Origin of the sequence: Bacillus sp. FJAT-27445 (assembly GCF_001510665.1) — a bacterium.
Taxonomy (GTDB): domain Bacteria; phylum Bacillota; class Bacilli; order Bacillales; family Cytobacillaceae; genus Bacillus_D.
In genome coordinates this window covers 388,565-412,103 of sequence record NZ_LMTI01000006.1, presented here as the reverse complement: position 1 = coordinate 412,103, position 23,539 = coordinate 388,565, and the positions used below count along the sequence as shown (strand labels likewise).

The window sequence follows — 23,539 nt, the reverse complement described above, 5'->3', positions numbered from 1 at the left end:
TTAGGCACGCCGCCAGCGTTCGTCCTGAGCCAGGATCAAACTCTCCAAAAAAGAGTATGAGTTTCAGCTCATAAAGTTACGTTGGCTAGTGATCTGAAGATCACTATAATATTGTTTGTTGACGCTTGTTTGTTTAGTTTTCAAAGAGCAATTTTTAACCTTGTCGCTCCGTAGCGACTTAGTTACTATATCATATCCCATTCGCTGATGTCAACCGGTTTTTTAAGGGCCGGAAGCTTTTTGAAGCTCAGTTCCGAAGAGGACGATTCTTAATATAACACGGGGGAAAAATGTTTGCAATATAATTTTAAAAAGTTTTTTCAAAAGAATTATCTTCACAATGTAATCGTGCATTTTCGGAATAACAAGCTCCCCTTCTATAATGAGGGAAGCCTGAATCTATTCCAACTATTTATGAACTTCTTTGTTAATTTATCTTTTCCAAATCGATCAGGGTATTTTTCCAAAAAACATATTGTATGCCTTGGTTCAGTATATCTTATTGATTAGTTGGCTTTATTCAATCCACCTTTATTGCTGGGTTAATGGCTCTTTCATTTTCATTCTGCGTTCATTGATAATAAACAAACCAATTCCCGCGATTACAACTCCGCCACCAACAACCTGTGACAAAATCACCGATTCATCAAGTAAATAATATGCCATTATAGCAGCGCCGATGGGTTCAAAAAGAATCGCCATTGAAATCATCGAAGTGCTGATCCACTTAATGACCCAATTAAAAAGGCTATGGCCTAGCAGAGTAGGCAGCAGGGCTAGTAAGATGAAATAAATCCAGTCAGTCTCCTGTTTCGGAAGGAAGGAATCCCCTGTTGCTATTACATATATGAATAAAGTAATTGAACTGATTAGATAAACCAAAAAAGTATAGGTAATAAGAGAAAGCCTTTGCCTTACTGTTTGTCCGAATAATAAATATCCTGTAATTAAGGCACAGGCGACAAGTGCCAGAAAGTCTCCAAATAGAGCTGTACCACTTATCTGAAAATCTCCCCAGCTGATAATGAAGCTTCCTATAATAGCAATGATTCCGCTCATTATCGCACCAACGGTCACCTTTTCCTTGAAAAACAAGTAGGTACCCAGGAAAGCAAACAAAGGCTGTAGCGTGACCAGCACCGTTGAACTTGCAACTGAGGTGTAGTTTAAGGATTCAAACCAGAGGATAAAGTGAAAAGCAAGCAACACACCTGCCACGATAGTAAAGAGCCAGTCCCTTTTGGTGATTTTCTTAAGCTCGGGTGTGTATTTCGCCAAGAATAGTGGAAGCATGAAGACAACTGAAAAGAAAAGCCGGTAAAATGCTGTGACTCCCGCTGAAGAAGCGGAAAACTTTACAAATATAGCTGAAGCAGAGACGGTGATCACTCCGATTGCCAAAGCCAAGTAAGGATTGATAATTGGTTTCATAAGTACTCCTTAGATGAAATTAATTTATGTACAATGTAATGTATTTTACATTGATTCTGCGCATAATTCTATTATATTATTACCGGACGTAATGATTTTGAAGGGATGGGGGAGGATATGTCAGCTTCTGTGACAGAAATGTTTTTGAAATTGGGGATTTCAGCAGTTCTTGGATTGGTCATTGGACTTGAGCGAGAATTGAAAAGGAAACCGGTTGGTCTTAAGACTAGCTTGGTAATTTGTATAGTAAGCTGTTTACTGACGATCGTTTCTATGGAATCGGCCTATAAAGCCCACCCAGGCGCAGTCAATATCACAATGGACCCTCTTCGCCTGGCAGCACAGATTGTTTCAGGGATTGGCTTCCTCGGGGCAGGCGTAATTTTGCGGAGAGGGAATGACAGTATTTCTGGACTTACAACCGCAGCCATGATCTGGGGGGCAGCTGGGATTGGCATTGCAGTAGGGGCTGGATTCTATTTGGAATCCTTCGTAGGGGTCGCACTTATCATTTTTAGTGTAGAGTTCGTTCCGTTTATTATGAAACTGATTGGCCCGAGGCAATTAAGGGAAAAAGAAATATTGCTTCAGCTCCACATTCTTGATCGCAAGCAGATCGATTCCGTCGTCGAGTTCGTCTATGCGCAAAAGTATATATTGAGGAAATTACGGATAAAAGATCTAAGCGATGGCAACCATCATGTACATTTGCATATCGCTGTTAACTCAAAATTGAAAACAACTGATGTATACAATTCGATTTCTGAACACGAAGGAGTTCAACGGGTTGAAATCGAAAGCATCAATTAAAAACGGGCGGCATAAATTACCGCCCGTTTCCTATTTATCTTTCTTCTGTCTCCGCTCCACATAATCCTCATGCCAGTATTTATGTGTATAGTCCCTATTTTTAACCGAGTAGACCAACCCTACGGACATGGCAAAGCCGGCGAAAATAAAACCAACAATATAGCCTACGTTATGATAGCCGAGAACAAAACTTCCTATTGTTATTAGCATAAGAAAGATTAGGATATAAAATAAGATATTTTTCAAAGGAATCCCCCGCTTAATAATCATTGTGAATACATGCCCGGTAATCGTTTAGGCTTGTCGAGCCAAGCGCTCAAAAAAATTATATCACAAAAAAGTAAATTTACTCTTGCAAACTTCGTCAGTGCTGGCTATAATCGTTCTTGTAGCTATTTTTTAAGTGAATACCTTTTGACACACGGGGGCTTAGCTCAGCTGGGAGAGCGCTTGCATGGCATGCAAGAGGTCGTCGGTTCGATCCCGATAGTCTCCATACTAAAGAACCTTTGCTATTAAGGCAAAGGTTCTTTTTTTATGCCTTTTCCCGGAATTGTTTTTTTGCCTTGGCCATTGGGTATCTTTAGTGTAAAGGATACGAAACCATGGGAGGTTGCGTTAATTGAAAACACAATGGAGCTTGTTGCTGGCGATTCTTTTCGCTGTGGTCGTTGCCGTTTTTGCAGTCATGAATGTTGAGCCCGTAGAAGTGGATTATTTCTTCGGAATCGCACACTGGCCGCTGATCCTTGTAGTGCTTGGCTCAGTACTCGCCGGAGTCGTCATTATGGGTGCAGTTGGTGCAGGGCGGATTGTGGCTTTAAAAAGGGAACTAAGGAAAGTACGGAAACAACGGGACGAATTGGAGGTCAGGAATAATCTCGCCGCAAAGGATGCTGCGGAGCCTGATGAACGAAAAGATTTATACAATAGTGTGGAAAGAACGAATTAAAACCCTTGCCGGCGCAAGGGTTTTTTAAATCCCCATCATTAACAGTTGTTTTACATCGGCTTGAATGAATAACTGGTAGAAATGTTTACAAAACGCCAGAGAAGGAAACAAACTATTGTCTAGTATTAATTTCCTGGCGATGAAAGGGCACCGGCCTTGTCGTAGCCGCCATGGAATTACTTAACAAGAAATGGTTGTTAATTTTTTTAATAAGTGGGGGTTGCTGATGGGAAATACAGCCTTACTGGTAATTGATGCCCAGGTTGGTATTATTGAAGGCCCTAAATTCGGGCCGGTCCATGAAAAGGATATACTTCTCGATACGCTGAAAAAGGTGATTGACAAGGCAAGAGCCGAACGGATTCCCATAATCTTTATGACGGATACGGAAATAGCTTCGCCGATTTCGATTGAATCCCAGGTCCATCCCCATATTTTTCCTACAAAAGAGGATATTATCATAACCAAAAAGGCTACTGACGCCTTTCAATTCACGACACTGCATGATTATCTGGAAACGCTGGATATCAAGCATCTTGTAATTATTGGCTGTAAAACCGAATATGGGGTTGACACTACCTGCAGGCGTGCGACTACGCTCGGCTACGATGTTACGCTCGTTTCAGATGCCCATTCTACTACCACGAGCAAGGTGCTTGAAGCAAATGATATTATCGCCCACCATAATCGTACACTACATGGCCTCGATAATATCGAAACTTCCATCTTGGTCCGCTCCTCCGATGAAGACATTTTTATCCATAAACATCTGGAATTTAAATAAGGGTTCCTGCCGGTCAACCGGTCAGGAACCCTTTTATTTAGGAGAAGAACTTCCAATTCATGTATCAGCTTCCAACGCACCCTCGAAACTTTTTTGTAGAAACTCTTATAAATCTATTGTTGCTTCCCTTCGAATATCAGTCATTTATAAATGGATGCCATAATATATACGCACCTTACTTGCTTGCTATATAAAACCACGCCGCAAATTTAAACCCGTTTTTTTATAAACCTCGCACCAAAATAAATGGCCGCGCCTACGAGCAAGACATAAACAAAATTCGAGAAAATGTCCATAAACGCGGCTACGTTTTCCCAGGAAGCCCCAAGCAATGCTCCTGCATTGACGAGAATGGTATTCCAAATCAGTGTCCCGGCCGTGGTCAAAACGAGGAACAGCGGAAATTTCATCCGCGCCATTCCCGCGGGGATAGAAATCAAGCTCCTGACAAGCGGGACGAGCCGGCAGAAGAACACGGTCCATACGCCATGACGGCCGAACCAATCGTCCGCCTTATGAAGATCCTTTCTCGAAAGGCGAAGGATCCTGCCCCAGCGGTCGACGGTCCGTTCCAGCCTTTCCACATCAAGCAGCCTGCCTACACCGTACAGGGCTGCTGCCCCGGCGACAGAGCCGATTGTTGAAACGGCCACCGCCCCTGTTACCGAAATGCCTGAGGTAGTCGTCATAAATCCTGCGAACGTGAGGATTACCTCCGACGGAATTGGCGGAAAAATATTTTCAAGGGCTATTAAAAGAAAAATCCCTATGTATCCATATTCATTCATAAAAGAAATAATCCAGTTTTCCATTTTGCACTCCCATGATGTTCTTTATTGTATTCACCCCGCCATATAAGGATTAGTCAGGGTGTTCTGCGTTTCCTTCTTTCCTATTTTCTATTTCCGCGGCTGCGATTTTGGCGCGAGGATGTTTGGTTTGATTCGGCCCTCTTGCCTCGAGGGACCGTATCCCTTCCCTTACCTGTGGCCGCTTGTTGTTTTCCCCGGCCGGCTGACTGCTTTCCACTTCCTCCGGCACCCGGTTTTCGGCCTTGATCGTTTTTTTGATTTCGGCCCGGTGCCTTGCCATCAGGTCTGGATTGCCTTGTTCTTTGTCCCTCTCTTTGGTTGCCTTTCGAAGAAGGCTTTTTCCCTTTACCTGATGGCCTTGCTTCAGAAGTGGCCGATTGATCATTGCCGGCTTCCATGTTTTCCTTCTTGATCCGAATGCTAAGGTCCTTTTCAATTTCGTTCAGCAGCTGTTTGTCGGATTGAGTGAATAGAGTGATCGCCAGGCCCTTCGTCCCCGCCCGCCCTGTCCGGCCAATCCGGTGGACATAGCTCTCAGCGTCCTGAGGAATATCATAATTGTAAACGTGGGTCACGCCCTCCACATCAAGCCCTCTTGCGGCAACATCCGTCGCAATAAGCAGCTGAAACTCGGCGTCACGGAATCTTTTCATTACTTGTTCCCGTTTTCCCTGGGAAAGGTCTCCATGCAGCTCCTCACAGGAAAACCCATTTGCTCTTAGAACTTCAAACAGCCTGCCTACCCGCCGCTTTGTCCGGCAAAAAATAACCGCCATAAACGGCCTGTGTGTCCGGACAAGTTCCATTATTGCGCCCTGCTTGCCGCGATCGGTCGTTTGAACAGCGATTTGGTTCACCGTTTCGGCGGGCCCTTGAGTTTTTTCAACCTGGATATAGTTTGGATTTCTCATATGTTTTTTTGCAAGCTCGCGCACTTCCTGTGGCATCGTTGCTGAAAAAAGCATGGTTTGGCGGCTGGAAGGTGTTTCACGAATAATTGCCTCTACCTCGTGCAAAAAACCGATATGGAGCATTTGGTCCGCTTCATCCAGGACAAGAAACGAAATTTCACCAAGGCGGACAGTCTCCCTGCGGATATGGTCGAGGAGCCTGCCTGGCGTTCCAACAACAATGTGAACCCGCTTTTGAAGTTTTTTAAGCTGCTTATCAACATCCTGGCCTCCGTATGCAGCCAATACACTTATCCCCATTCCGGAAACAAGTTTTTCAAGTTCCGCGGTAATTTGCAAAGCCAGCTCCCTAGTCGGAGTGACAATCAAGGCTTGGACTCGGTCAGCTTCCTTGTCGATTTTTTCGATGATCGGCAGGACGAACGCAAGTGTCTTCCCCGTTCCGGTCTGTGCCTGGGCAATTACGTCCTTTCCCTCAAGCAATGCCGGTATGGCCAATTCCTGGATAGGTGTCGGTACGGCGATGCCGCCTGACTGTAAAATCCCTGCCATTTCTTTTGAAATTCCCAGTTTTATAAAATCGGGCAATAAAATCCCCTGCTTTCTTCTAAGTTGTTTAGTTCTGATTTTCCTTGTTTCCGGCCCAAAATGCAAATAAGAGCCAATAGGAAAATCCGGCAGCCTGGGCAGCGCCGGATTTTTAGTCTTTTTTTACCGCAACTCCAAATGAAGAATTGTGGTTATTTGATAAATGCATTTAATGAACCATATTGTTCAGGATTGTTACGTGTTTCCGGTCGGTATCTAAAATGCTTTCAACCATTTTCCTGCTGTCAGGGTCTAGGTCTCCTTTTACAATTTCCTCAGAGAGTTGGATTCCATACACGTCCTCGCCCTTTAGAGCCAGTTGGACAATTCCTGATGTGTTATCAGGCATCATCCTTTCGCTTATGAATCCCTGAATTTTCCCGGCCAGCCCCTCGTTATTTTCAGGGACCCCTCCCAACTCCTGTATCCGCTCGGCTACGATTGCGGCATGAAGCCTGTGGTCTTGCTGAAAGCCTTGAAAAACTTTCTTGATTTCATGGTCATCGAGCTTTTCAATCAGGTGTTCATAGGCGCGGATGCCCATATATTGCCCTTTTAAAAAGGCATTCAGTTCCTTGATGACAATTTCCTTCTCCATATTTCTGCCTCCTTTTCCAATAGGTTTCGGCAAAGGCGGGCGTGTTATTCATTCAGGAAACCGAACTTTTCTCTTGCATGGATGAATTTTTTCCCGAATAGGAGCGGAACTGTGGAGAAAGCGTTGAGTTTGCCGCAATGGACGACATCTTCCTCGAAGCCTTTAGCGCGCAGTTCCCTTCCGCTTCCGCAATCCCAAATCAGTTTGCCTAACCTGTCTTTAGCGGATTGATATCCGCCTTCGCAGACCTCCGCTTCAGGTGATTTTTCTCCATCAAGCATCGAAAGAATTACCCCGGCTCCCAAATAGTCTTCAATTGACGGCCTAAGGGAATCTTCATTTTCAGCAGGTTGGTTCCACTGCTCCCCGCAAGGAACAACGGTAATGTCCGCTTGGATCCGTTTCCTGATTTCATTGGCTGCTTTCGCAGCCGCAGCGGCATTCAGGATTGACCCAATTAAAAGCGCGGGGACCTTTTCAGCAATCCAGGTGCAAAACGCTCCATTCAAGGAGGTCAGGACAAAACTTTTCCCTTGGTGTGAAGTATTGAAGGAAACAGGTGAGAGTGTCGCCTTTCCCAGTTTGGCGGCTTCCGACCTGCCAAGTATGTATTCCCCGCCAATTTGCTCCGCATATGCCTTTCCATCGAGATGAGGCGGATATGGATAAATCTCGCATCCTGTGTGCAATGCGGTGGTGACTGTCGATGAAAAGCTTATGACATCGACAATTAGGACAATGTCCCCGCGCTCGGCTGCTTCCCTCGCTCCCCTCCTGCCCCATTCCATCCTGACCGCATATGGCGCTTGATCGAACATCTTACCATCTCCTCGTTCGTTCATTTTCCATTTCATCTAACCAAACAGTGTAATTGCGAATGAGGCAAAGGAAACGTCCCCTGCCTCAATCTAACCAGACAGTGTAACGGCGAATGAGGCAAAGCATACGTCCCCTGCCTCAAAGCATACGTCCCCTGCCTCACTTCACCTTTTTCCACCTATTGGGATTGCTGATAGTGTTAATTTAAAATAGAATAATAGGAATAGATAGTCAAATATAGAAGAATTTTCGAATGGGTGGGGAGATTTTGTACGAGTTAAAAATGCGGTCGATTATGAGAATGGTTAAGAGCGAGCAGCCGCAAAAAAGATACGAGGCGCTCGACCAGCTTTTTCATTACAAAGAAAAGGATAATCTCGAGGTCCAAGTAAATGTTTTGCGGGATATGATCATAACAGCAGCAGGGACCTTTCCCGAGCCTGTCGACAGTTGGGACAATCCGTCCTATTTTTTAATCGATTTTGTTTGCAGCTTCCCAAGCGAAGAAATAATCGTATGCATGATTAAGCACTTTGACGGACTTAGCCTCCAGGCGAAGGAACGGGCAATCGAATTTTTGCTTGGAACTGAAGACGAGGAAATTTTTCAATTTCTCGAAGATAAGATTGTCGGGCTTATTAACGAAACCGAAAACTTCTTAATTCCAAGCGCTGAACTTTCTTCATATCCCGTTCTGGCCAGGGATATTCTTGAAAAAACAATGGACAGGCTGGATACGGAGCATTATAAATTCATGCTGTATGATTTGCTGCTTTGTGTCAATGCCTCGGACTTGGAAAAAGGCTATAAAAAGCAGGTTATCCTCCCGGTATTGCTCGAAGATTACCGCCAGTCAAAAAGCCAGTACAGGGCTTTCGATAAAGATTACTCCGACAAATATGTGTACACAGCCTGGAAGGAAAACTATTTTTACATTCGCAGCAGGATGAGGCTTTTCCTCAGCCTGATGAAGTATTACTTTTCAGAGGAAACAGAACGGGAGCTTCTTGAAGCGCTAAACTTCCACGATCCAATGATTAAAACAGAAGCCATTCTTGTTTGCCTTGCAAAAAACGTGCCGGTGGATCAATCTCTCATTGCCGATGTCGCCGCGAATATTGAAAGCGCAGAGATGGCCTATTGGGAACTTAGGGAAATGGACCTTGAGCATCTCTATCCAATTAAAGAAGGGAAACAGCCTCATTTGGCGAAGACAAGGCTGTTTTCGACCATCGTCAATCTGCCGGAGGATGAAGATGGGGTTACCCATTTTCCCGAGAACATCCAAATCCTCGACAAGGTGGAATCTGAAAACTATTATAGCCAGCCAATCCGCTTCTATTTAATGGGTTTCACTGAGCTGGATAGGGAGTATGTCGGCTGGGCAGGCGCTTATGCCCTAGAGGATGGCGATGATACCGCCCATCTTTGGGATGGCACGTATACCGACTTTGAAGACCTTGATTCCATGCCAATTGAAGGGCACAGGCAGGCCTTTTTTAAAAAGCGCGAAGATGACCATAAAGAATATGAAAACAGTGTTTATTATGAAAGCAAACCAAAGGTGAGCAAAGGCATGTGGTTCTTCTACGGGCTGCTTATCGTGCATTGGCTTCGGAATGCCATTGACGGTTTCGCTGGGCCATTATGGCCATCGTTTCTGTTCACCCTACTCGGTGCACTACTGACCGTTTATGAGCTGAATAAGAATAAAACGAAAAGCATCTCAATCATCGGGCGGGAGCTTGTCCTACAGGATGGAAAGAAACGCGAGGGCATCCTGCTCCATGAAATCAATCGGGTCGAATACACGAAAAGGCACGTTCTCGTTTACGGAAAAGAAAGCAAGCCCGCCATGAAGTTCCCGCTTTCCTGGGTTCAATATGACGTTTTCTTCCACCAAATGAAAGAGCATACAGGCCATTTGAAACAAGGACCTTATATTAAGCCATAATTCATACTCTAACCTTCCGCCGGCAGACAACCGGCGGATTTTCTTTTGCCTCTTTTTTTTGAAAAAAATTCATGCTACTCTAAAAGCATCGAAAGTATCGATTTAATAAATCGTTTTTATGAATAAGGAGGGTTGAAGTTGGACTTTCATCAATTATTTGTGTTTACGAAAGTCGTCGAACATAAAAGCTTTTCAAAAGCGGCTGAAGAGATTTTCCTTAGCCAATCAACTGTATCCTCCCACATTCAGTCACTTGAAAAGATGCTGAATGTCAGCCTGTTCGACCGGGTTGGAAGAGAAAATATTCTTACCCCCCATGGGGAGCGACTCTATCAATGGGCACAAAAGCTTTTGCTTTTAAAAGACGAAGCTCTCCTCGACCTGAACGAGGGAATGGCTGAATTCCGCGGAACCATCCGGATGGCGGCAAGCTCTGTCCCGGGCCAATTCCTCATCCCAAAGATGGTAAAGGAATTCCGGGCCGAATATCCCGCCGCCACCTTTAATATCTCGCAATTCCCGTCGAGGGTTGTTGCGGACAAAGTCTTGCAAGGCTCTGTTGATGTTGGAGTTCTTGGAGAAAAGTATGAGAATGAAAAACTGAAGTACATTCCCCTTTTAAAAGAGAAGCTTGTACTGGTCACCTCAACTGACATAAAGTTTTCCGGCGCTATCAATATTCATGATGTTAAAAACTATCCTTTTGTAATGAGGCATTCCGATTCTGGGACTAACTCGATGCTCGAGCGTTTTTTAAAAAAAGGAGGCATTCAAAAGGAACAATTGAATATCATTGCCTATACCGATTCCGGCCAAAGCCTGATCCAATTTGTTAGGCAGGGAATCGGCATCTCGATTATGTCTGAAATAGCAGCCAGGGACTATGCCGAACACAATATGGTGAACGTGTATGAAATTGAAGGATTCAAGGATGACCGTTATTTCTATCTCGTTTACAACATATTTAAAACGCTACCGCTCATTTCAAAGCTTTTCGTGGACTATGCTGTGGAGAAGGAAGGATTTAGCTTTCGGAATGGAGAATAGGGTAGACGGTTTTTTTTAAGACAGGGGGAATATCATGCTTGCAGAGTGGCAGTTGGAAGGAATAAAAAAATTGCAGAGTTTATGTGAGGAGGAAGGCGGATTCCAGTTGAAATTGAACTGGGATATGCTCTCCGCGAGAACAGAAGGGAAAAAAGAGGATTTTTTCTATTATGAAAGCGGACAGCTCGTTGGTTTTGTTGGCCTTTATGGCTTTGGTAATAAAGTTGAGCTGTGTGGGATGGTCCACCCTGAATACCGAAGGAAAGGGATTTTCACCGCGTTATTGAAAGAAGCGATCGAAGAAGCGAAAAACCGCGGCGCGAGGCAGATTCTCCTTAATGCACCTGCTGATTCCCGTTCGGCCAAGGATTTTCTTGAATCTCTCTCAACACGATTTTATGTGACGGAATACCAAATGAAATGGGATGGGACCTCTCCTCCTTCATGCGATGGCATTCGTTTGCGGCCTTCAACCGATGAAGATGAACGCCTGGAAATCCGCCTTGAGGTGGAATGTTTCGGCTTCTCTGAACAAGAGGCTGCCGCTTATCACAAGGAACTGAAGGCTAACAGCATAGAAAATTTTTATATTGTTGAAGCGAATGGCGAGCCAGTCGGCAAAATGCGAGTCGACCATCCAAATGACGAAGCATGGATATATGGGTTTGCTGTATTGCCCGAATACCAGGGGAAAGGGATTGGCAGAAAGGCCCTGTCATGGATCATTTCCGAGGAAGCAAAGGCAGGCAGGCCGTTATTTTTGGAGGTTGAAGCAAAAAATGCGCATGCCCTGGGGCTGTATGAATCATGCGGTTTTCAATCGTACCACGCACAGGATTATTATGAATATATCTAATAGCAATGAAGGCGACCTTTGGAGGCCGCCTTTCTTATACTTACTTCCAGTAATCCTCCATCAGCTCGGTAGCCCATCGCGGCTGCTTTACATCCTCTTTCGGCAAAAATTCCTTCAGGACAGGTTTAATATCGATGACTGGAGTACCGTCGATAGCATCCAGCCCTGCCACTGTCAGCTTATTCCCATCCCGCTTTAGAAGCCGCACAATCGTCGCACCTATTCTGTTTGGGCGGTTCTTCCCCCTCTGCGCAAAAATACCGGTTACAGGCCAGTCAGGATTATTCCTTGGCCTTTTAGCGCAGAATTCAATTTTATCCTCTGTAACCAGATGGAACAGGAATAAAATTTCGAGATGGGAAAACTCTTCAATCCCATCCAGGCAGGTGCCGTCCAGAATTTCATTCATTTCGATTTCGGAAATGACTTCACCCCAATGATCGTCTTTTACTTCTTTGCGATTGTTGCAAACCCTGCCGACCGGCTTGACAGTAAACATACCGACTTCCTCCATTCCATCAGCTTTTTCAAATCATTTTACCCAAATAAGTCATCTTTAAAAGATGACATTAATGAATCTGGCTTTCGAAAAGAGCATTTCGCTGGTTGAACTTCATGATACCTTTTAGCAATACAACATTGGCGGCAAGGAGAAAAGCGCCAATCAAAACCAATACAAGCGGGCTTACGAAAAATAATCCCGTTGCCTGGCTGACCAGGATTAGAATGATTGGAAGCACCATTAAACCACCCAGCTGCTGGGCTTCCTGGAAAGTTTTCACCTTTGCGGAGATGAGGACGTTCAGGGCGATGTTGAATAATACAAGCGCGGGAGTGACCCAAAAGATCAGCAGGAGCCAGACGCTTTTCACAAAGAGCAGCTCCCCAAAATAAGGGTATGTAATTACGTTGATAACGACAATGTCGATAAAATAAGCGGCAAATGTAATGCCTAGGGCCGGAACAAGTGAGGCAATAACCTTCCCGATAAACAAATCCTTAATGGATATTGGCGCGAATAACAGCGTTTCAAGCGTTTTGCGTTCCTTCTCCCCGGCAAAGCTATTCGAAGCTGTTACGGACGAGTTGATGATGGCGACCAAAAGGAAGAATGGAATCATCATGAACGACATGAAAAAGTAAACAAACTTCGAGCCAAGGTCGGGCAATGAAGCAAGCTTCTCTCCCATTTCCCCATCAGGAAATTTTTCAATGAAGGCGTTGATTGGTTTTTCAATGTCCTTCGCATCGGCAGCCAACAGATTGGTATGCAGTCCAAGGGCTGCGAATGCTGTCGGAAGCAGAACACAGAGCATGACTGCGAGGATGGACATAGGTACCCAAACCTTTTTGGAAGTAAAGGCTGCTTTTAAATCTTTTTTTGCAATAGCCATCACAATAGCTTTATTCATCCCCGGTGTCCCCCTTTATTTTAAAATACAGCGCCTCCAGGCTTCTGTTCGTAATTTTGCATTCATGAACCCAGGCTTTGGTTAGGATTTTTTCAATCAGTGGAGAAATTTGATCCTTGGATTCTAGCGTGAATTCAATCAGGCCCTCGCCCTTCTTTTCAAAGGGATAACCGGTGTAAAAGCCTGAAGAGGCCACTTTTAGATTCGTCTCAACAAGCAATTTGACCTCCTTTAAATACTTTTCTTCGAGTTCCCTCCTGTTGCCTTTCTCCACTAGTTGTCCCTTCTTGAGGAATAGGAAAGAATCGCAAATATCCTCAAGCTGGTGCAGGACATGGGAACAAATGACGATGGTGACTCCTTCCTCCTCGTTAATCCTCTTTAAATAATGGATTACTTCATTAATACCTTCCGGATCAAGGCCATTCGTAGGTTCATCAAGGAACAGCAGCCGAGGTTTATGGAGGAGCGCCTTGGCAAGCGCAAGGCGTTTTTTCATCCCGGTTGAAAAGGTACCGACATTTTGGTCTTTTACATGGGCAAGATTAAACTGTTCAAGCAAATAGCCAATTCTCGCTTTATCGGAAACTTCGTATATGTCCGCGAAAAAGTTCAGGTTGGCCAAGGCGCTCATCTCATGGTAAAGCGAGGCGCTCTCCGTAACGATTCCGGACCGTTTGCGGATTTCTTCCCCTTCGCGCTTAGGGTCGAACCCAAAGATGCTCATCGTTCCGCTCGTGGCATCAATAACCCCGTTCATCAGCCTGAGCATCGTCGTTTTTCCCGCGCCATTCGGGCCAAGCAGCCCGATGATGCTTCCTTCTTTTATCCTAAAATTAATATCTTTCAATATACTTATGCCGTTTATCTCTTTATGAACATTCTGAACGCGGATGATCTCCATTCGTTCTCCCCCTTCTATCTTTTATACGTTCCTAAGGAAACTATCTGCGTTTTTAATAAAAATATCTTTGTTGCCTGCCTATTTGGCGCGAATTGTCTTAATTACTATAAAAATGATTACGCCGGAAAGAACTATGTAAATAACCGGCATCAAATACCGCTGCCAGCCAGGGGTACCGGTTATACCCTTTTTTGAAATTGCCTTTTCCTGCTCTTTTACATAACTCTCAAAAAACGTTCTTCTCTCTTGTTCCTCGATATGGATTTTTCCGTTTTTCAATTGGATCATTCCATTTGGCCCGCCTACAGGCGTCATAAACCCAATAGGGTCATCCTCGAGAAAAAGCAGGAAGGTTCCACCCTGCTGCTGGAATTCCTTAACCCAGCCATAATCAAACATATCAATGCCAACCTTCAAAGGTGAAGCAATGGTCGAATCTTTATATACCTTTTGTACAATGAAGTCATAGCCATGGGTAAAAGGGGGCTCCCCATTAATCGGTTCGCTTGAAAAATCGTATTTGCCAACAACAACAATTTCCGCCCTGCTAACTACTTCCTCCGGCTTAAGCTTTACCCAGCTTGTCGCATTAACCGCAAGTCCAAACGAAAAGAAGAGAAGGAATAAAAGGAACACCGTCCTGGATAGCTGCATCGCTAAATCCCACCTTTCAAGTTGACGCTTTATTCCATTTTATTACTAATTTCCCAATTTGGAAAAGCTTTTTGCCCCAACGACGATTTTCTTGCATAGGAGAAATTTCCTCTTTAAAAGCCAGTGCTAATATGGTATATTATTAATGCTGTTTTTCTTATACATGCGGGTGTGGCGGAATCGGCAGACGCGCTAGATTCAGGTTCTAGTGGGGGCAACCCCGTGGAGGTTCAAGTCCTCTCATCCGCACTTTTTTCTTTAAAATGCAATAATTTTATTCTGCCTGCGGGTGTAGTTTAATGGCAGAACTCCAGCTTCCCAAGCTGATGGCGGGGGTTCGATTCCCCTCACCCGCTCCACTACATTATGGAGAAGTACCCAAGTGGTTCAAGGGGGCGCACTCGAAATGCGCTAGGGCGGGTAACCGTCGCGTGAGTTCGAATCTCATCTTCTCCTCTTATGTTTTTGAAAAATAAAACAGGACTGGCACTTTTTCGCCAGTCCTGTTTTTTATTTATTTTATTTTTACTTTCCGAGAAAGGAATTAAGCATCCAGACATGCTTTTCAAGGCTGGCATGAATGGCCAGCAGCATGTCGCCTGTTGTCTCATCGCCTGTTTCAGTAGCTAGGTCCATCCCTTCCTTTAACTCGTCGATGATAGTAGTGAAATCCTCCACCACGGACCGAACCATATCGTTCGCATTTTCTCCACCTTTCGCTTCCTTAATGGATGCAGTTTTAAGACAATCCTCCATAGTCGCTACTGGCTTTTCACCCAGCGCCAGCAGCCTTTCAGCAAGTTCATCAATATGGATTCCCGCTTCATTGTATAACTCCTCGAATTTTGCATGAAGCGTAAAGAATTCCGGGCCTGTTACGTACCAATGATAATTATGCAACTTAATATAAAGGACACTCCAGTTCGCTACCTGTTTGTTGACAATATTTGTTAACTTTTTGCTCATGACATTTCCTCCTGATCTGTTATTCGTTATCCTATCGCCCGCCATCTTATGAATAGATTTTTTCACTATGCCGGGCGAAGCCCATTTAAGTTTACCCTCTTTCCAGTTTTTCAATCCTCAAAAGGAACCTTCCTCAGCTTATAATCCAGAATGAATTCTCGAAAAAATGAGAAAGTTTTTATTTCGCAAAATTTTTTATTTGACAAAACAAGCCAACTCTTTATATAATTACTTTGAAATAAATTATCTCAAATTAAAAATATTTTACATCAATACGTATTTAGGAGGAGAAGAAAAATGGTAAAAACAAATTGGGCAATTGACCCGGCGCACAGCGGTATAGATTTTTCAGTAAGGCACATGATGATTGCAAATGTGAAAGGAAGCTTCCAAGCATTTGATGCTACAGTTGCGGCGGACCCGAACGATCTGACTAATGCGGATATTACATTCTCGATTGATGCGGCAAGCATTGACACCCGGAATGGGGACCGTGACAACCACCTCCGTTCCGCAGATTTCTTTGATGTTGAGAACAACCCGAAAATCACTTTCACATCGACGCAAATCTCGAAAACTGATGAAGGCGAATATGATGTTACAGGGGATCTTACCATCCGTGAAGTAACACGCCCAGAAACATTCAAGGTCGTTTACGAAGGCTCAGGAAAGGATCCATGGGGCAACGAAAAGGTTGGCTTCAGCGGAACCGGAAGCATCAACCGTGCGGATTATGGGCTTACATGGAATGCAGCGCTTGAAACAGGCGGCGTCCTAGTTGGCGATAAAATCAAAATTTCTTTTGAAATCCAGGCAGCGAAAGCAGAATAAATTACGAGCGCGGGCATTTAGCCCGTGCTTTTTTTTTAAAAAAATTCCTGTTTTGGTGGGTCTTATTTCTCATTTTGGAAACTTATGTGTGGACTATTCTTATTTGTTTGCTAAACTTTAAAGTATGGATAGTAAAATAGTTATAGAGTAAATGGATTAGAGAGTATAGGTGGGAACGTCGTATGGGGAAATTGATTGGTTATGGAAGCGCGCTCATCGCACTTGTCCTGCTCACAGGATTTTTTCTTCTTCCAGGCCAGGAGAAGGCTTCTATTTTTATAAAAAAAGAAAAAGAAAAGCTGATAATGACATATGCTTCGAAGGCAGAGCGGAGAATGGAGAAAAAAGAGATACCTCCCTCCCAAAAGCAGGTGGATAGCATCAATCTTGATGTACCGCTGCTCAATCAAATGGCAAATCCAAAGCTTTACAATGGATGCGAAGTCACGAGTCTGGCCATGGTCCTGAACTATAAGGGAATCGAGGTTTCGAAAGGCGAACTGGCAAATAAGGTGAAAAGGGTTCCACTTAAATATGGTAATGGCCAAAATGGGAATCCTTATACAGGCTTTGTTGGAAATATGGAGGTTGGGCCCGGCTTAGGAGTCTACCATGGGCCAATTTTTGAACTGGCCAAGGAGTACGCCGGGGCCAGAGCCGAGGACTTGACTGGCAAAACATTCGATGCTGTTTTTGAAAAGATGGCTGCCGGCTCGCCAGTATGGGTGATTATCAACACTGTTTACGCTCCGCTTGGGGACGCCAATTTTACAACGTGGGATACGCCGGAAGGAAAGGTGAACATTACCTTTAAAATGCACAGTGTCGCCCTGACCGGTTTTGACGAAAACTTTATTTACTTTAATGATCCGTATGGAACGAAAGACAGGAAGGCAAACAGAAGCAATTTCATTAAGGCTTGGGAACAGATGGGAAGCCAGGCAGTCGTAATCAACGATTGATAGATTAGGAGAAGCAGCAGCCATAAATTCGGCTTGCTGCTTTTTTTGTGTATTATCCCCCCTTTTGGTCTTGGAGGATTCATTTTACGGTCATTCCCCCGCAAAAAGAGCATATACTTTACTGCCTGGCCAAAAGGTTATTGAAATGATTGGTAATTATTTGACTATGCATCTCAGAATAAATTATAATAATTATAAATTAATAGTTATTATTCTTTAATACTATTTACACCGTGTTAATAATGTTATAGGAGGAGAAATTATGGAAAACAAGAACAAGCTTACAACGAGCTGGGGTGCGCCGGTTGGCGACAACCAAAATTCTTTAACTGCCGGTCATCGTGGTCCGACTCTCATCCAAGACGTCCATTTGCTTGAAAAACTGGCTCATTTCAACCGCGAACGTGTGCCTGAGCGAGTCGTTCATGCAAAAGGTGCAGGCGCCCATGGGTATTTAGAAGTAACAAAGGATGTAACCCCATTCACAAAAGCCAAGTTTCTGTCGGGAGTGGGCAAACGGACTCCAATGTTCATCCGCTTTTCAACGGTGGCCGGAGAGCTAGGATCTGCTGACACCGTCCGTGACCCGCGGGGCTTTGCTGTCAAGTTTTATACTGAAGAAGGCAATTATGACCTAGTCGGAAACAATACACCTGTGTTTTTTATTCGCGATGCAATCAAGTTCCCTGATTTTATCCATACACAAAAGCGTGATCCAAAAACTCACCTGAAAAATCCAAATGCTGTCTGGGATTTCTGGTCCCTTTCACCTGAATCGCTTCACCAGGTAACCATTCTTTTCTCTGACAGAGGTATTCCGGCGACCTTCCGCCACATGCATGGTTTTGGAAGCCATACGTTTAAGTGGGTAAATGCAGCAGGTGAAGCCTTTTGGGTGAAGTACCATTTCAAGACTGAACAAGGCATTGCAAACCTTGCTACTGAAACAGCTGCTGAGCTTGCCGGTACAAATCCCGATTACCATATCGAAGACTTGCATAATGCGATTGAAAAAGGAGAATATCCTGCCTGGACCTTGTATGTCCAAATCATGCCGTTGGCGGACGCGGATACATACCGCTGGGATCCGTTCGATGTTACAAAGGTTTGGTCCCAAAAGGATTATCCGCTTCAGGAAGTCGGCCGGATGGTCCTGAATAAAAATCCTGAAAACTATTTTGCAGAAGTTGAACAGGCAACTTTTTCCCCAGGGAGTTTTGTTCCAGGAATTGAAGCTTCGCCTGATAAAATGCTGCAGGGACGCCTGTTTGCCTATTCGGATGCGCACCGTTATCGAGTGGGTGCAAACCATAACCTGCTGCCTATCAACCGTCCGCGCACCGAAGTGAACAACTATCAGCGTGATGGCCAGATGAGGTTCGACAATAATGGCGGCGGATCAGTCTACTATGAACCGAACAGCTTTGGCGGCCCTAAGGAAACACAGGAAAATAAAATTGCGCCATATGAGATTTCCGGCGCCGCGTTCAGCACCGCCTACGACCACGGTGACCATTATACCCAGGCCGGCGACCTGTACCGCCTAATGAGCGAAGAAGAAAGAGCGAGGCTTGTCGCCAATATCGTTGGGGCGATGAAACCGGTTGAGCGCGATGACATTAAATTACGCCAAATCCAGCATTTCCTGAAAGCCGACAAAGAATATGGAACCCGTGTTGCCGAAGGGCTCGGCCTTCCGGTTCCGGTAGAAGCATAAATCATTTAAAGGGATTGCACCTGGTGTAATCCCTTTTTCTTTTTGCAGTGAGTACTTCATAAATGGGCCCTTTAAACACCTGATAAACAAACCCAAATTTCTAAGGGAATAATGACTGTCATACTCCTGCAATTACAGCCGCTTATTGTTATGCGAATTATCTCGCGAAAAAGGTTTCTACTGGAAGTTAAATCCAAATATATTTGTTAAGATGAAATAAAGCTTATGAAAAGCTAACAGGACAGTTTTTGTAAAATAGGGGGGAGTTATTATGTATTTTTCCTCACTGATTTTTGTATTGCTTCTTGTAGTATTAGAGTACTTTCTAAGGAGATGGATTGTCGGTCCAGGAGGGCAAGAAATATCCGAAACGGATGGGAAGAATGTTTACTTCTGGGGAAGAATTTTACTCGCTATAACAGGTTTATCTCTAATCTTTTTTGTAATAGACATATCGGATGAAGTCGTCATTAATAGATTTTTACTAATTTTTTTAGCAATATTTTTTGGATTCCAATCATTTTTCGAATGGAAGTATATCAAAAGCTTAAAGGCATTTATTGTATCATTCTTATTAATGTTAATTTGTACATTATATGGTTATATTTTTCTCTTTTAAAACAAAAAGCACCGGAAATTGTACTGCACCCCAAAAGTTAGAGTGAAATCTAACTTTTGGGGGTCACATCAAAATACGGTGCTTTTTGAAATACCTTTTTAGCTGTAAATTCGAATTTTGCATTAGGGAACGGAACCCATTAGCGAATAAACCCGTTCCCTTTTCCGATTAGCTTGTTACATTGTTTCCTGACAGAGTCACTTCGATGGTGCGTTCTTTCCCATCGCGGTAAATTTTCAGCTTCACTTTGTCGCCGGCTTTGGCGCCCGAGTACAGATAACGCCTTAAGTCGGATGAATTCTCGACTTTTTTTCCATCGATGGAGACGATAACATCTTGCTTTTGTACGCCGGCTTTATCGGCGCCGGATCCTGGCTGGACGAGGGTAACCATTGTACCCGAATCGACCCCTTTAGGAAGATCCTGCAGGAAGGCCGGGTGGATTTCCTCAAAATCGGCCAGGCTAACGCCAAGATATGGCCGTTCGACTTTGCCGGTTTTAATCATTTCGTTGACGATAGGAACAACATTATTGCTTGGGATTGCGAATCCAAGCCCTTCCACTCCGCTTTCAGAGATTTTCAAAGAATTAATGCCGACAAGCTGCCCCTCTGTATTAATCAAGGCCCCGCCTGAATTACCCGGGTTGATAGCCGCGTCTGTCTGGATTACATCAAGCTTCCATTCGCCGGCCGATGTTTTCACATCGATGCTGCGGTTAATCGCGCTGACAATCCCCCGTGTGACGGTCCGCGAGAGATCCTGTCCGAGCGGGTTCCCGATGGCAAACACTTCATCCCCCGGGCGCAGGCTTGAAGAGTCGGCGAATTCAAGGGTTTGTGTTACATACTTGGCATCCACTTTAATAACGGCGAGGTCTGTCAGGGCATCAGCCCCAACAACCTGGGCTGTAGCCTTCTGGCCGTCATAGAACGAAACTTCCAATTTTTCAGCGCCCTCTATTACGTGATTATTTGTAACAATATAGGCGGTGTTCCCATCCTTTTTAAAAAGGACGCCGGATCCAGAGCCGCGTTCCACGATGCCCTGTTTATCATTGAACGGATTATTTTGCGGCTGGAGATTGACGATGCCGACAATCGCCTTGGATGACTTTTCAACCATATCGGCGATTGATCCTGTTTCAGAACGTGAGGCAGTTGAAGCGGGAACGAGATTGGTGGGGCTACCGGAGCTTTCCGTCTGTGCCGCACCTTGGTTATCAAGCCCCAGGTTTGAACCGATATCTGTATAATTGACTGTTGCGAGGGTGAGAGCTGAACCGATGACCCCCGCGCTGATAGTAGATAGGAAGCTTTTCAATTTTCCGGATTTGGCCGGCTTTTTCTCCGGTTCCGGCTGCGGCTGGATTTGCGGATAGTCCTGGTAAAAATCACTCATCGCGATTACCTCCTAGTATATTCCTTTTATCTATTACTATCTTATCCGGAAAATATGAACAAATTATTAACAAACTGAGGCGAGGCTTTTAAAAATAGCGGAAAAACAAGGGATTTTCACATTTTGAAGGGTTTTGCAAAGGAGCAATACATTCCGATGTGGAAAAACCTAATATTCCTGACAGCCTACGTGGAAAATGCGCTGCATTGTGTCCGAATACGATCACGATTCGGACCGCCTTTAGTAACAAGGATCCTTTACCATTAACGAGGCCCAGCCGGTTATCTTAACGCAAATGAAATCAGCTTTCCCTTTCCATCAAAAAAAGCCGCGGGAAGCTCCCTCGGCTTTACTCTTTCATCGAATATGGGATTTTGATTGTGAATTTCGTCCCTTTTCCTTTTTCACTGGCCACGCTGATTTCACCGTCATGAAGCTGGACGAGTTGTTTTACAATTGAAAGCCCGAGGCCGAACGCACCATATGGGTTGCTCGTCCGGGAAAGCTCCGCCTTATAAAAGCGCCGCCAAATCTTCTCCACTTCCTCCGGATCAATGCCAACGCCAGTATCCGCAATCTCGATGACGGTCATGCTATTTTGCATATAGCCAGTCAGCGTGATCAATCCATCCTGTGTAAATTGGATGCTGTTTTTCGTTATATTGATCAGGATTTGCAAAAGACGGTCATAATCAGCCCAGATCATCGTGTCCGCATCAACGTGGACGGCTAGCCTATTCCCGCTCTTTTCCGCCTGCAAGTCCAACTGCTCCTTGATGATTTCAAATACCTCTGACATCTGGATATCCTCTTTTGAAAGGATTACCTGGTTGGAACGGATTTTTTCGTAATCAAGGTTTTCGTTCACAAGCCTGATTAGGCGCTTCGACTCCTTGCTGACAAGGTCGATTCCCTTTTCCTTCTCGGCTTCTGGTATCATGTCGTTTCTAAGGCCCTCGATAATGCCGCTGATTGTCGTAAGCGGGGTACGCATTTCATGTGATACGTCCGCCATGAACTGCCTCCGCCTGTTTTCCAGGCTTTCGATTTCCTCCATCGACTGGTTGATTTTATCGACCATTTGGTTGAAGACGCTTGACAGCTCGCCGATTTCGTCAAAATTCGATGAATGCACATGGACCGTATAGTCTCCCGCTGCAACAGCCGAGGCAGCCTTCTGTATCCGTTTTATCCGAATCACATGGATTCTTGAGAGGGCCCAGCTTAGCAGGAACGAAACTCCAAGGGAAATTAGGACGGTATAGAGCAAGTATTCGTTAATGCCGCTAATCATTGCCCTTGGCCCTTTTACCGGGGAAATCAAAAGGACCCCTCCAACAAATTGCCCGCCCGCATTATACGGAATGGTGACAATTGAAACATTCTGGTTGTAGCGCTTCAAATCGGATTTAATGACAACCGGCTCGCCCGCCCGCAGCTTGTTCCAATCATTTCGGGTCAGTTCGATTGCCGGGCCCCGCCAGGCAATCGGGTTCAGCAGGGTGACCGTCGTTCCATCCACTCGGAAGACACTGAACTGGATATCCCGGCCAAACAGCACCCTGGCGTACTGGTTGATTACAGAGTCTGCTTCTCTGGGGTTTACGCCGCTCCATTCAAGGTCTGTTAATATATTTTGCCCGTATTCCACCAGCTCGTCAGTCTTGCTTTGATAGACAAGGTTTTCGACGTAATAGGTGAACAGCAGGCTAAGGACCAGGAACGCAACGATCAGGACCCCTATATGGCTAAACAGCTGTTGGTAAAAATATTTAACCTTCATGGGCCTCTACCGACTCATCAAACTTGTAGCCGACGCCCCAAACAGTATGAAAAAATGGCTGTGCTGCTGTTCCGACCTTTTTCCTCAGCCGCTTTATGTGGACATCCACGGTTCGTTCATCACCATAAAACTGATAGCCCCATACCCTCTCCAGCAGCTGTTCCCTCGTAAAAACCTGCTTCGGATTTGATGCAAGATAGGAGAGTAGATCAAATTCTTTTGGGGTCAGGTTGGTAATCGCGCTCTCATCAAGAAGCACTTCCCTTGTTTCCTTGTTGATCCGGAAATGCTTCGTGGCGATGATGTGCCTTGGTTCGCCGGCGTTGTCCCCCGCCTTTTGGTATCTGCGGGCGACCGCTTTAATTCTTGCCATAAGGGCAAGTGGACTGAACGGTTTTGTGACATAGTCGTCAGCACCCATTTCAAGTCCCAGCACCTGGTCTGATTCACTGTCCTTCGCTGTTAGCATAATGATAGGGATTTCGCTTTTGTCCTGGCGGATTTTCCGGCACAGAGTAACGCCATCCATCCCAGGCAGCATCCAATCGACAATTAGCAAATCCCACTTCCCCTCTTTGTAGCGGCTATACCCTTCAAGCCCATTGTGGACAAATTCTCCCTCAATGCCTTCTTTTAAAAAAAACATCCCAATCATTTCACAAACACTTTCATTATCCTCTATTACAAGAATCCTCATCACAGGCACCTCCAAATACGCCAATCCGTTA

24 protein-coding genes and 4 tRNA genes are annotated in these 23,539 nt (G+C 44.8%); 14 read left to right on the top strand and 14 right to left on the bottom strand.

Translation table 11 applies throughout. From position 1 onward, the window contains the following. Positions 1-531: 531 nt before the first annotated feature. A complete protein-coding gene (locus tag AR337_RS19465) occupies positions 532-1,431 on the bottom strand; it encodes a DMT family transporter (protein ID WP_059173681.1) in 900 nt (299 codons plus the stop codon). Between the two features lie 117 nt (positions 1,432-1,548). On the opposite strand from AR337_RS19465, the gene AR337_RS19460 reads away from it, so the two are divergent. Further along, entirely contained in the window at positions 1,549-2,241 is a 693-nt protein-coding gene (locus AR337_RS19460; RefSeq protein WP_059173680.1) for an MgtC/SapB family protein, read from the top strand. A gap of 30 nt (positions 2,242-2,271) precedes the next feature. Here AR337_RS19460 and AR337_RS19455 read toward each other — a convergent pair whose 3' ends face one another. Continuing rightward, positions 2,272-2,487, bottom strand: coding sequence for a hypothetical protein (locus AR337_RS19455; protein WP_253701972.1), 216 nt, complete (start codon positions 2,485-2,487; stop codon positions 2,272-2,274). Positions 2,488-2,664: 177 nt separating this feature from the next. On the opposite strand from AR337_RS19455, the gene AR337_RS19450 reads away from it, so the two are divergent. From AR337_RS19450 to AR337_RS19440, 3 genes are all read left to right on the top strand, one after another. Further along, a tRNA-Ala gene (locus AR337_RS19450) sits at positions 2,665-2,737 on the top strand. Between the two features lie 126 nt (positions 2,738-2,863). Next, positions 2,864-3,193, top strand: coding sequence for a lipopolysaccharide assembly LapA domain-containing protein (locus AR337_RS19445; protein WP_059173678.1), 330 nt, complete (start codon positions 2,864-2,866; stop codon positions 3,191-3,193). A 226-nt stretch (positions 3,194-3,419) separates the two neighbouring features. Then, entirely contained in the window at positions 3,420-3,977 is a 558-nt protein-coding gene (locus tag AR337_RS19440) for an isochorismatase family protein (protein WP_253701967.1), read from the top strand. A 209-nt stretch (positions 3,978-4,186) separates the two neighbouring features. Here AR337_RS19440 and AR337_RS19435 read toward each other — a convergent pair whose 3' ends face one another. The 4 genes from AR337_RS19435 to AR337_RS19420 form a co-directional block, all read right to left on the bottom strand. Then, positions 4,187-4,789: a DedA family protein gene (locus AR337_RS19435; protein WP_059173677.1), complete on the bottom strand. Its 603-nt coding sequence runs from the start codon at positions 4,787-4,789 to the stop codon at positions 4,187-4,189. Between the two features lie 80 nt (positions 4,790-4,869). Then, on the bottom strand, positions 4,870-6,288 hold the full coding sequence (locus tag AR337_RS19430) for a DEAD/DEAH box helicase (protein WP_059173676.1): 1,419 nt from the start codon (positions 6,286-6,288) through the stop codon (positions 4,870-4,872). A gap of 169 nt (positions 6,289-6,457) precedes the next feature. Further along, positions 6,458-6,886: a ferritin-like domain-containing protein gene (locus tag AR337_RS19425; RefSeq protein WP_059173675.1), complete on the bottom strand. Its 429-nt coding sequence runs from the start codon at positions 6,884-6,886 to the stop codon at positions 6,458-6,460. 44 nt (positions 6,887-6,930) lie between these two features. Continuing rightward, positions 6,931-7,704, bottom strand: a complete 774-nt coding sequence (locus AR337_RS19420; RefSeq protein ID WP_059173674.1) for a 2-phosphosulfolactate phosphatase — start codon at positions 7,702-7,704, stop codon at positions 6,931-6,933. A 269-nt stretch (positions 7,705-7,973) separates the two neighbouring features. Between AR337_RS19420 and AR337_RS19415 the strand changes: the two genes are divergently transcribed. The 3 genes from AR337_RS19415 to AR337_RS19405 all read left to right on the top strand — a co-directional run bounded on the left by AR337_RS19415 (position 7,974) and on the right by AR337_RS19405 (position 11,562). After that, positions 7,974-9,659 (top strand): hypothetical protein, encoded by a 1,686-nt coding sequence (locus AR337_RS19415; protein WP_156424466.1) that lies wholly within the window; start codon positions 7,974-7,976, stop codon positions 9,657-9,659. 138 nt (positions 9,660-9,797) lie between these two features. Continuing rightward, positions 9,798-10,706 carry a selenium metabolism-associated LysR family transcriptional regulator gene (locus AR337_RS19410; RefSeq protein ID WP_059173672.1) on the top strand — a complete coding sequence of 303 codons (909 nt, stop codon included), beginning with the start codon at positions 9,798-9,800 and terminating at the stop codon, positions 10,704-10,706. A gap of 34 nt (positions 10,707-10,740) precedes the next feature. Next, on the top strand, positions 10,741-11,562 hold the full coding sequence (locus AR337_RS19405) for a GNAT family N-acetyltransferase (protein ID WP_059173671.1): 822 nt from the start codon (positions 10,741-10,743) through the stop codon (positions 11,560-11,562). A gap of 40 nt (positions 11,563-11,602) precedes the next feature. On the opposite strand, the gene AR337_RS19400 is transcribed toward AR337_RS19405, so the two are convergent. From AR337_RS19400 to AR337_RS19385, 4 genes are all read right to left on the bottom strand, one after another. Continuing rightward, entirely contained in the window at positions 11,603-12,061 is a 459-nt protein-coding gene (locus AR337_RS19400; RefSeq protein WP_059173670.1) for an SAM-dependent methyltransferase, read from the bottom strand. Between the two features lie 70 nt (positions 12,062-12,131). Continuing rightward, the gene (locus AR337_RS19395) at positions 12,132-12,974 is read right to left on the bottom strand and encodes an ABC transporter permease subunit (RefSeq protein ID WP_059173669.1); all 843 of its coding nucleotides are present in this window, start codon (positions 12,972-12,974) and stop codon (positions 12,132-12,134) included. Continuing rightward, complete coding sequence (locus tag AR337_RS19390) at positions 12,967-13,878, bottom strand: ABC transporter ATP-binding protein (protein ID WP_059173668.1); 912 nt, start codon at positions 13,876-13,878, stop codon at positions 12,967-12,969. Before AR337_RS19390 ends, AR337_RS19395 begins: the two co-directional genes overlap by 8 nt. A gap of 78 nt (positions 13,879-13,956) precedes the next feature. After that, complete coding sequence (locus AR337_RS19385) at positions 13,957-14,532, bottom strand: hypothetical protein (protein WP_059173667.1); 576 nt, start codon at positions 14,530-14,532, stop codon at positions 13,957-13,959. Positions 14,533-14,697: 165 nt separating this feature from the next. On the opposite strand from AR337_RS19385, the gene AR337_RS19380 reads away from it, so the two are divergent. The 3 genes from AR337_RS19380 (at position 14,698) to AR337_RS19370 (ending at position 14,988) form a co-directional block, all read left to right on the top strand. Beyond that, positions 14,698-14,781, top strand: a tRNA-Leu gene (locus AR337_RS19380). 36 nt (positions 14,782-14,817) lie between these two features. Then, positions 14,818-14,891: transfer RNA gene (locus tag AR337_RS19375), tRNA-Gly, on the top strand. 9 nt (positions 14,892-14,900) lie between these two features. Next, positions 14,901-14,988 (top strand) — tRNA-Ser (locus AR337_RS19370). A gap of 69 nt (positions 14,989-15,057) precedes the next feature. Here AR337_RS19370 and AR337_RS19365 read toward each other — a convergent pair. After that, positions 15,058-15,498: a Dps family protein gene (locus AR337_RS19365; protein WP_059173666.1), complete on the bottom strand. Its 441-nt coding sequence runs from the start codon at positions 15,496-15,498 to the stop codon at positions 15,058-15,060. 297 nt (positions 15,499-15,795) lie between these two features. Between AR337_RS19365 and AR337_RS19360 the strand changes: the two genes are divergently transcribed. The 4 genes from AR337_RS19360 (at position 15,796) to AR337_RS24110 (ending at position 19,627) form a co-directional block, all read left to right on the top strand. Beyond that, entirely contained in the window at positions 15,796-16,329 is a 534-nt protein-coding gene (locus tag AR337_RS19360) for a YceI family protein (RefSeq protein WP_059173665.1), read from the top strand. Between the two features lie 182 nt (positions 16,330-16,511). After that, positions 16,512-17,291: a C39 family peptidase gene (locus AR337_RS19355; RefSeq protein ID WP_082687071.1), complete on the top strand. Its 780-nt coding sequence runs from the start codon at positions 16,512-16,514 to the stop codon at positions 17,289-17,291. Positions 17,292-17,553: 262 nt separating this feature from the next. Next, positions 17,554-19,008 carry a catalase KatA gene (katA, locus tag AR337_RS19350; protein WP_059173664.1) on the top strand — a complete coding sequence of 485 codons (1,455 nt, stop codon included), beginning with the start codon at positions 17,554-17,556 and terminating at the stop codon, positions 19,006-19,008. A gap of 271 nt (positions 19,009-19,279) precedes the next feature. After that, positions 19,280-19,627, top strand: a complete 348-nt coding sequence (locus AR337_RS24110; protein WP_059173663.1) for a DUF4181 domain-containing protein — start codon at positions 19,280-19,282, stop codon at positions 19,625-19,627. A 168-nt stretch (positions 19,628-19,795) separates the two neighbouring features. Here the strand turns inward: AR337_RS24110 and AR337_RS19340 are convergent, their stop codons facing one another. The 3 genes from AR337_RS19340 to AR337_RS19330 form a co-directional block, all read right to left on the bottom strand. After that, complete coding sequence (locus AR337_RS19340) at positions 19,796-21,028, bottom strand: S1C family serine protease (RefSeq protein WP_059173662.1); 1,233 nt, start codon at positions 21,026-21,028, stop codon at positions 19,796-19,798. Positions 21,029-21,377: 349 nt separating this feature from the next. Beyond that, entirely contained in the window at positions 21,378-22,811 is a 1,434-nt protein-coding gene (locus AR337_RS19335; RefSeq protein WP_059173661.1) for a HAMP domain-containing sensor histidine kinase, read from the bottom strand. Next, positions 22,801-23,508 (bottom strand): response regulator transcription factor, encoded by a 708-nt coding sequence (locus AR337_RS19330; RefSeq protein WP_059173660.1) that lies wholly within the window; start codon positions 23,506-23,508, stop codon positions 22,801-22,803. The genes AR337_RS19335 and AR337_RS19330 overlap by 11 nt, the downstream gene beginning before the upstream one ends. Positions 23,509-23,539 lie beyond the last annotated feature (31 nt).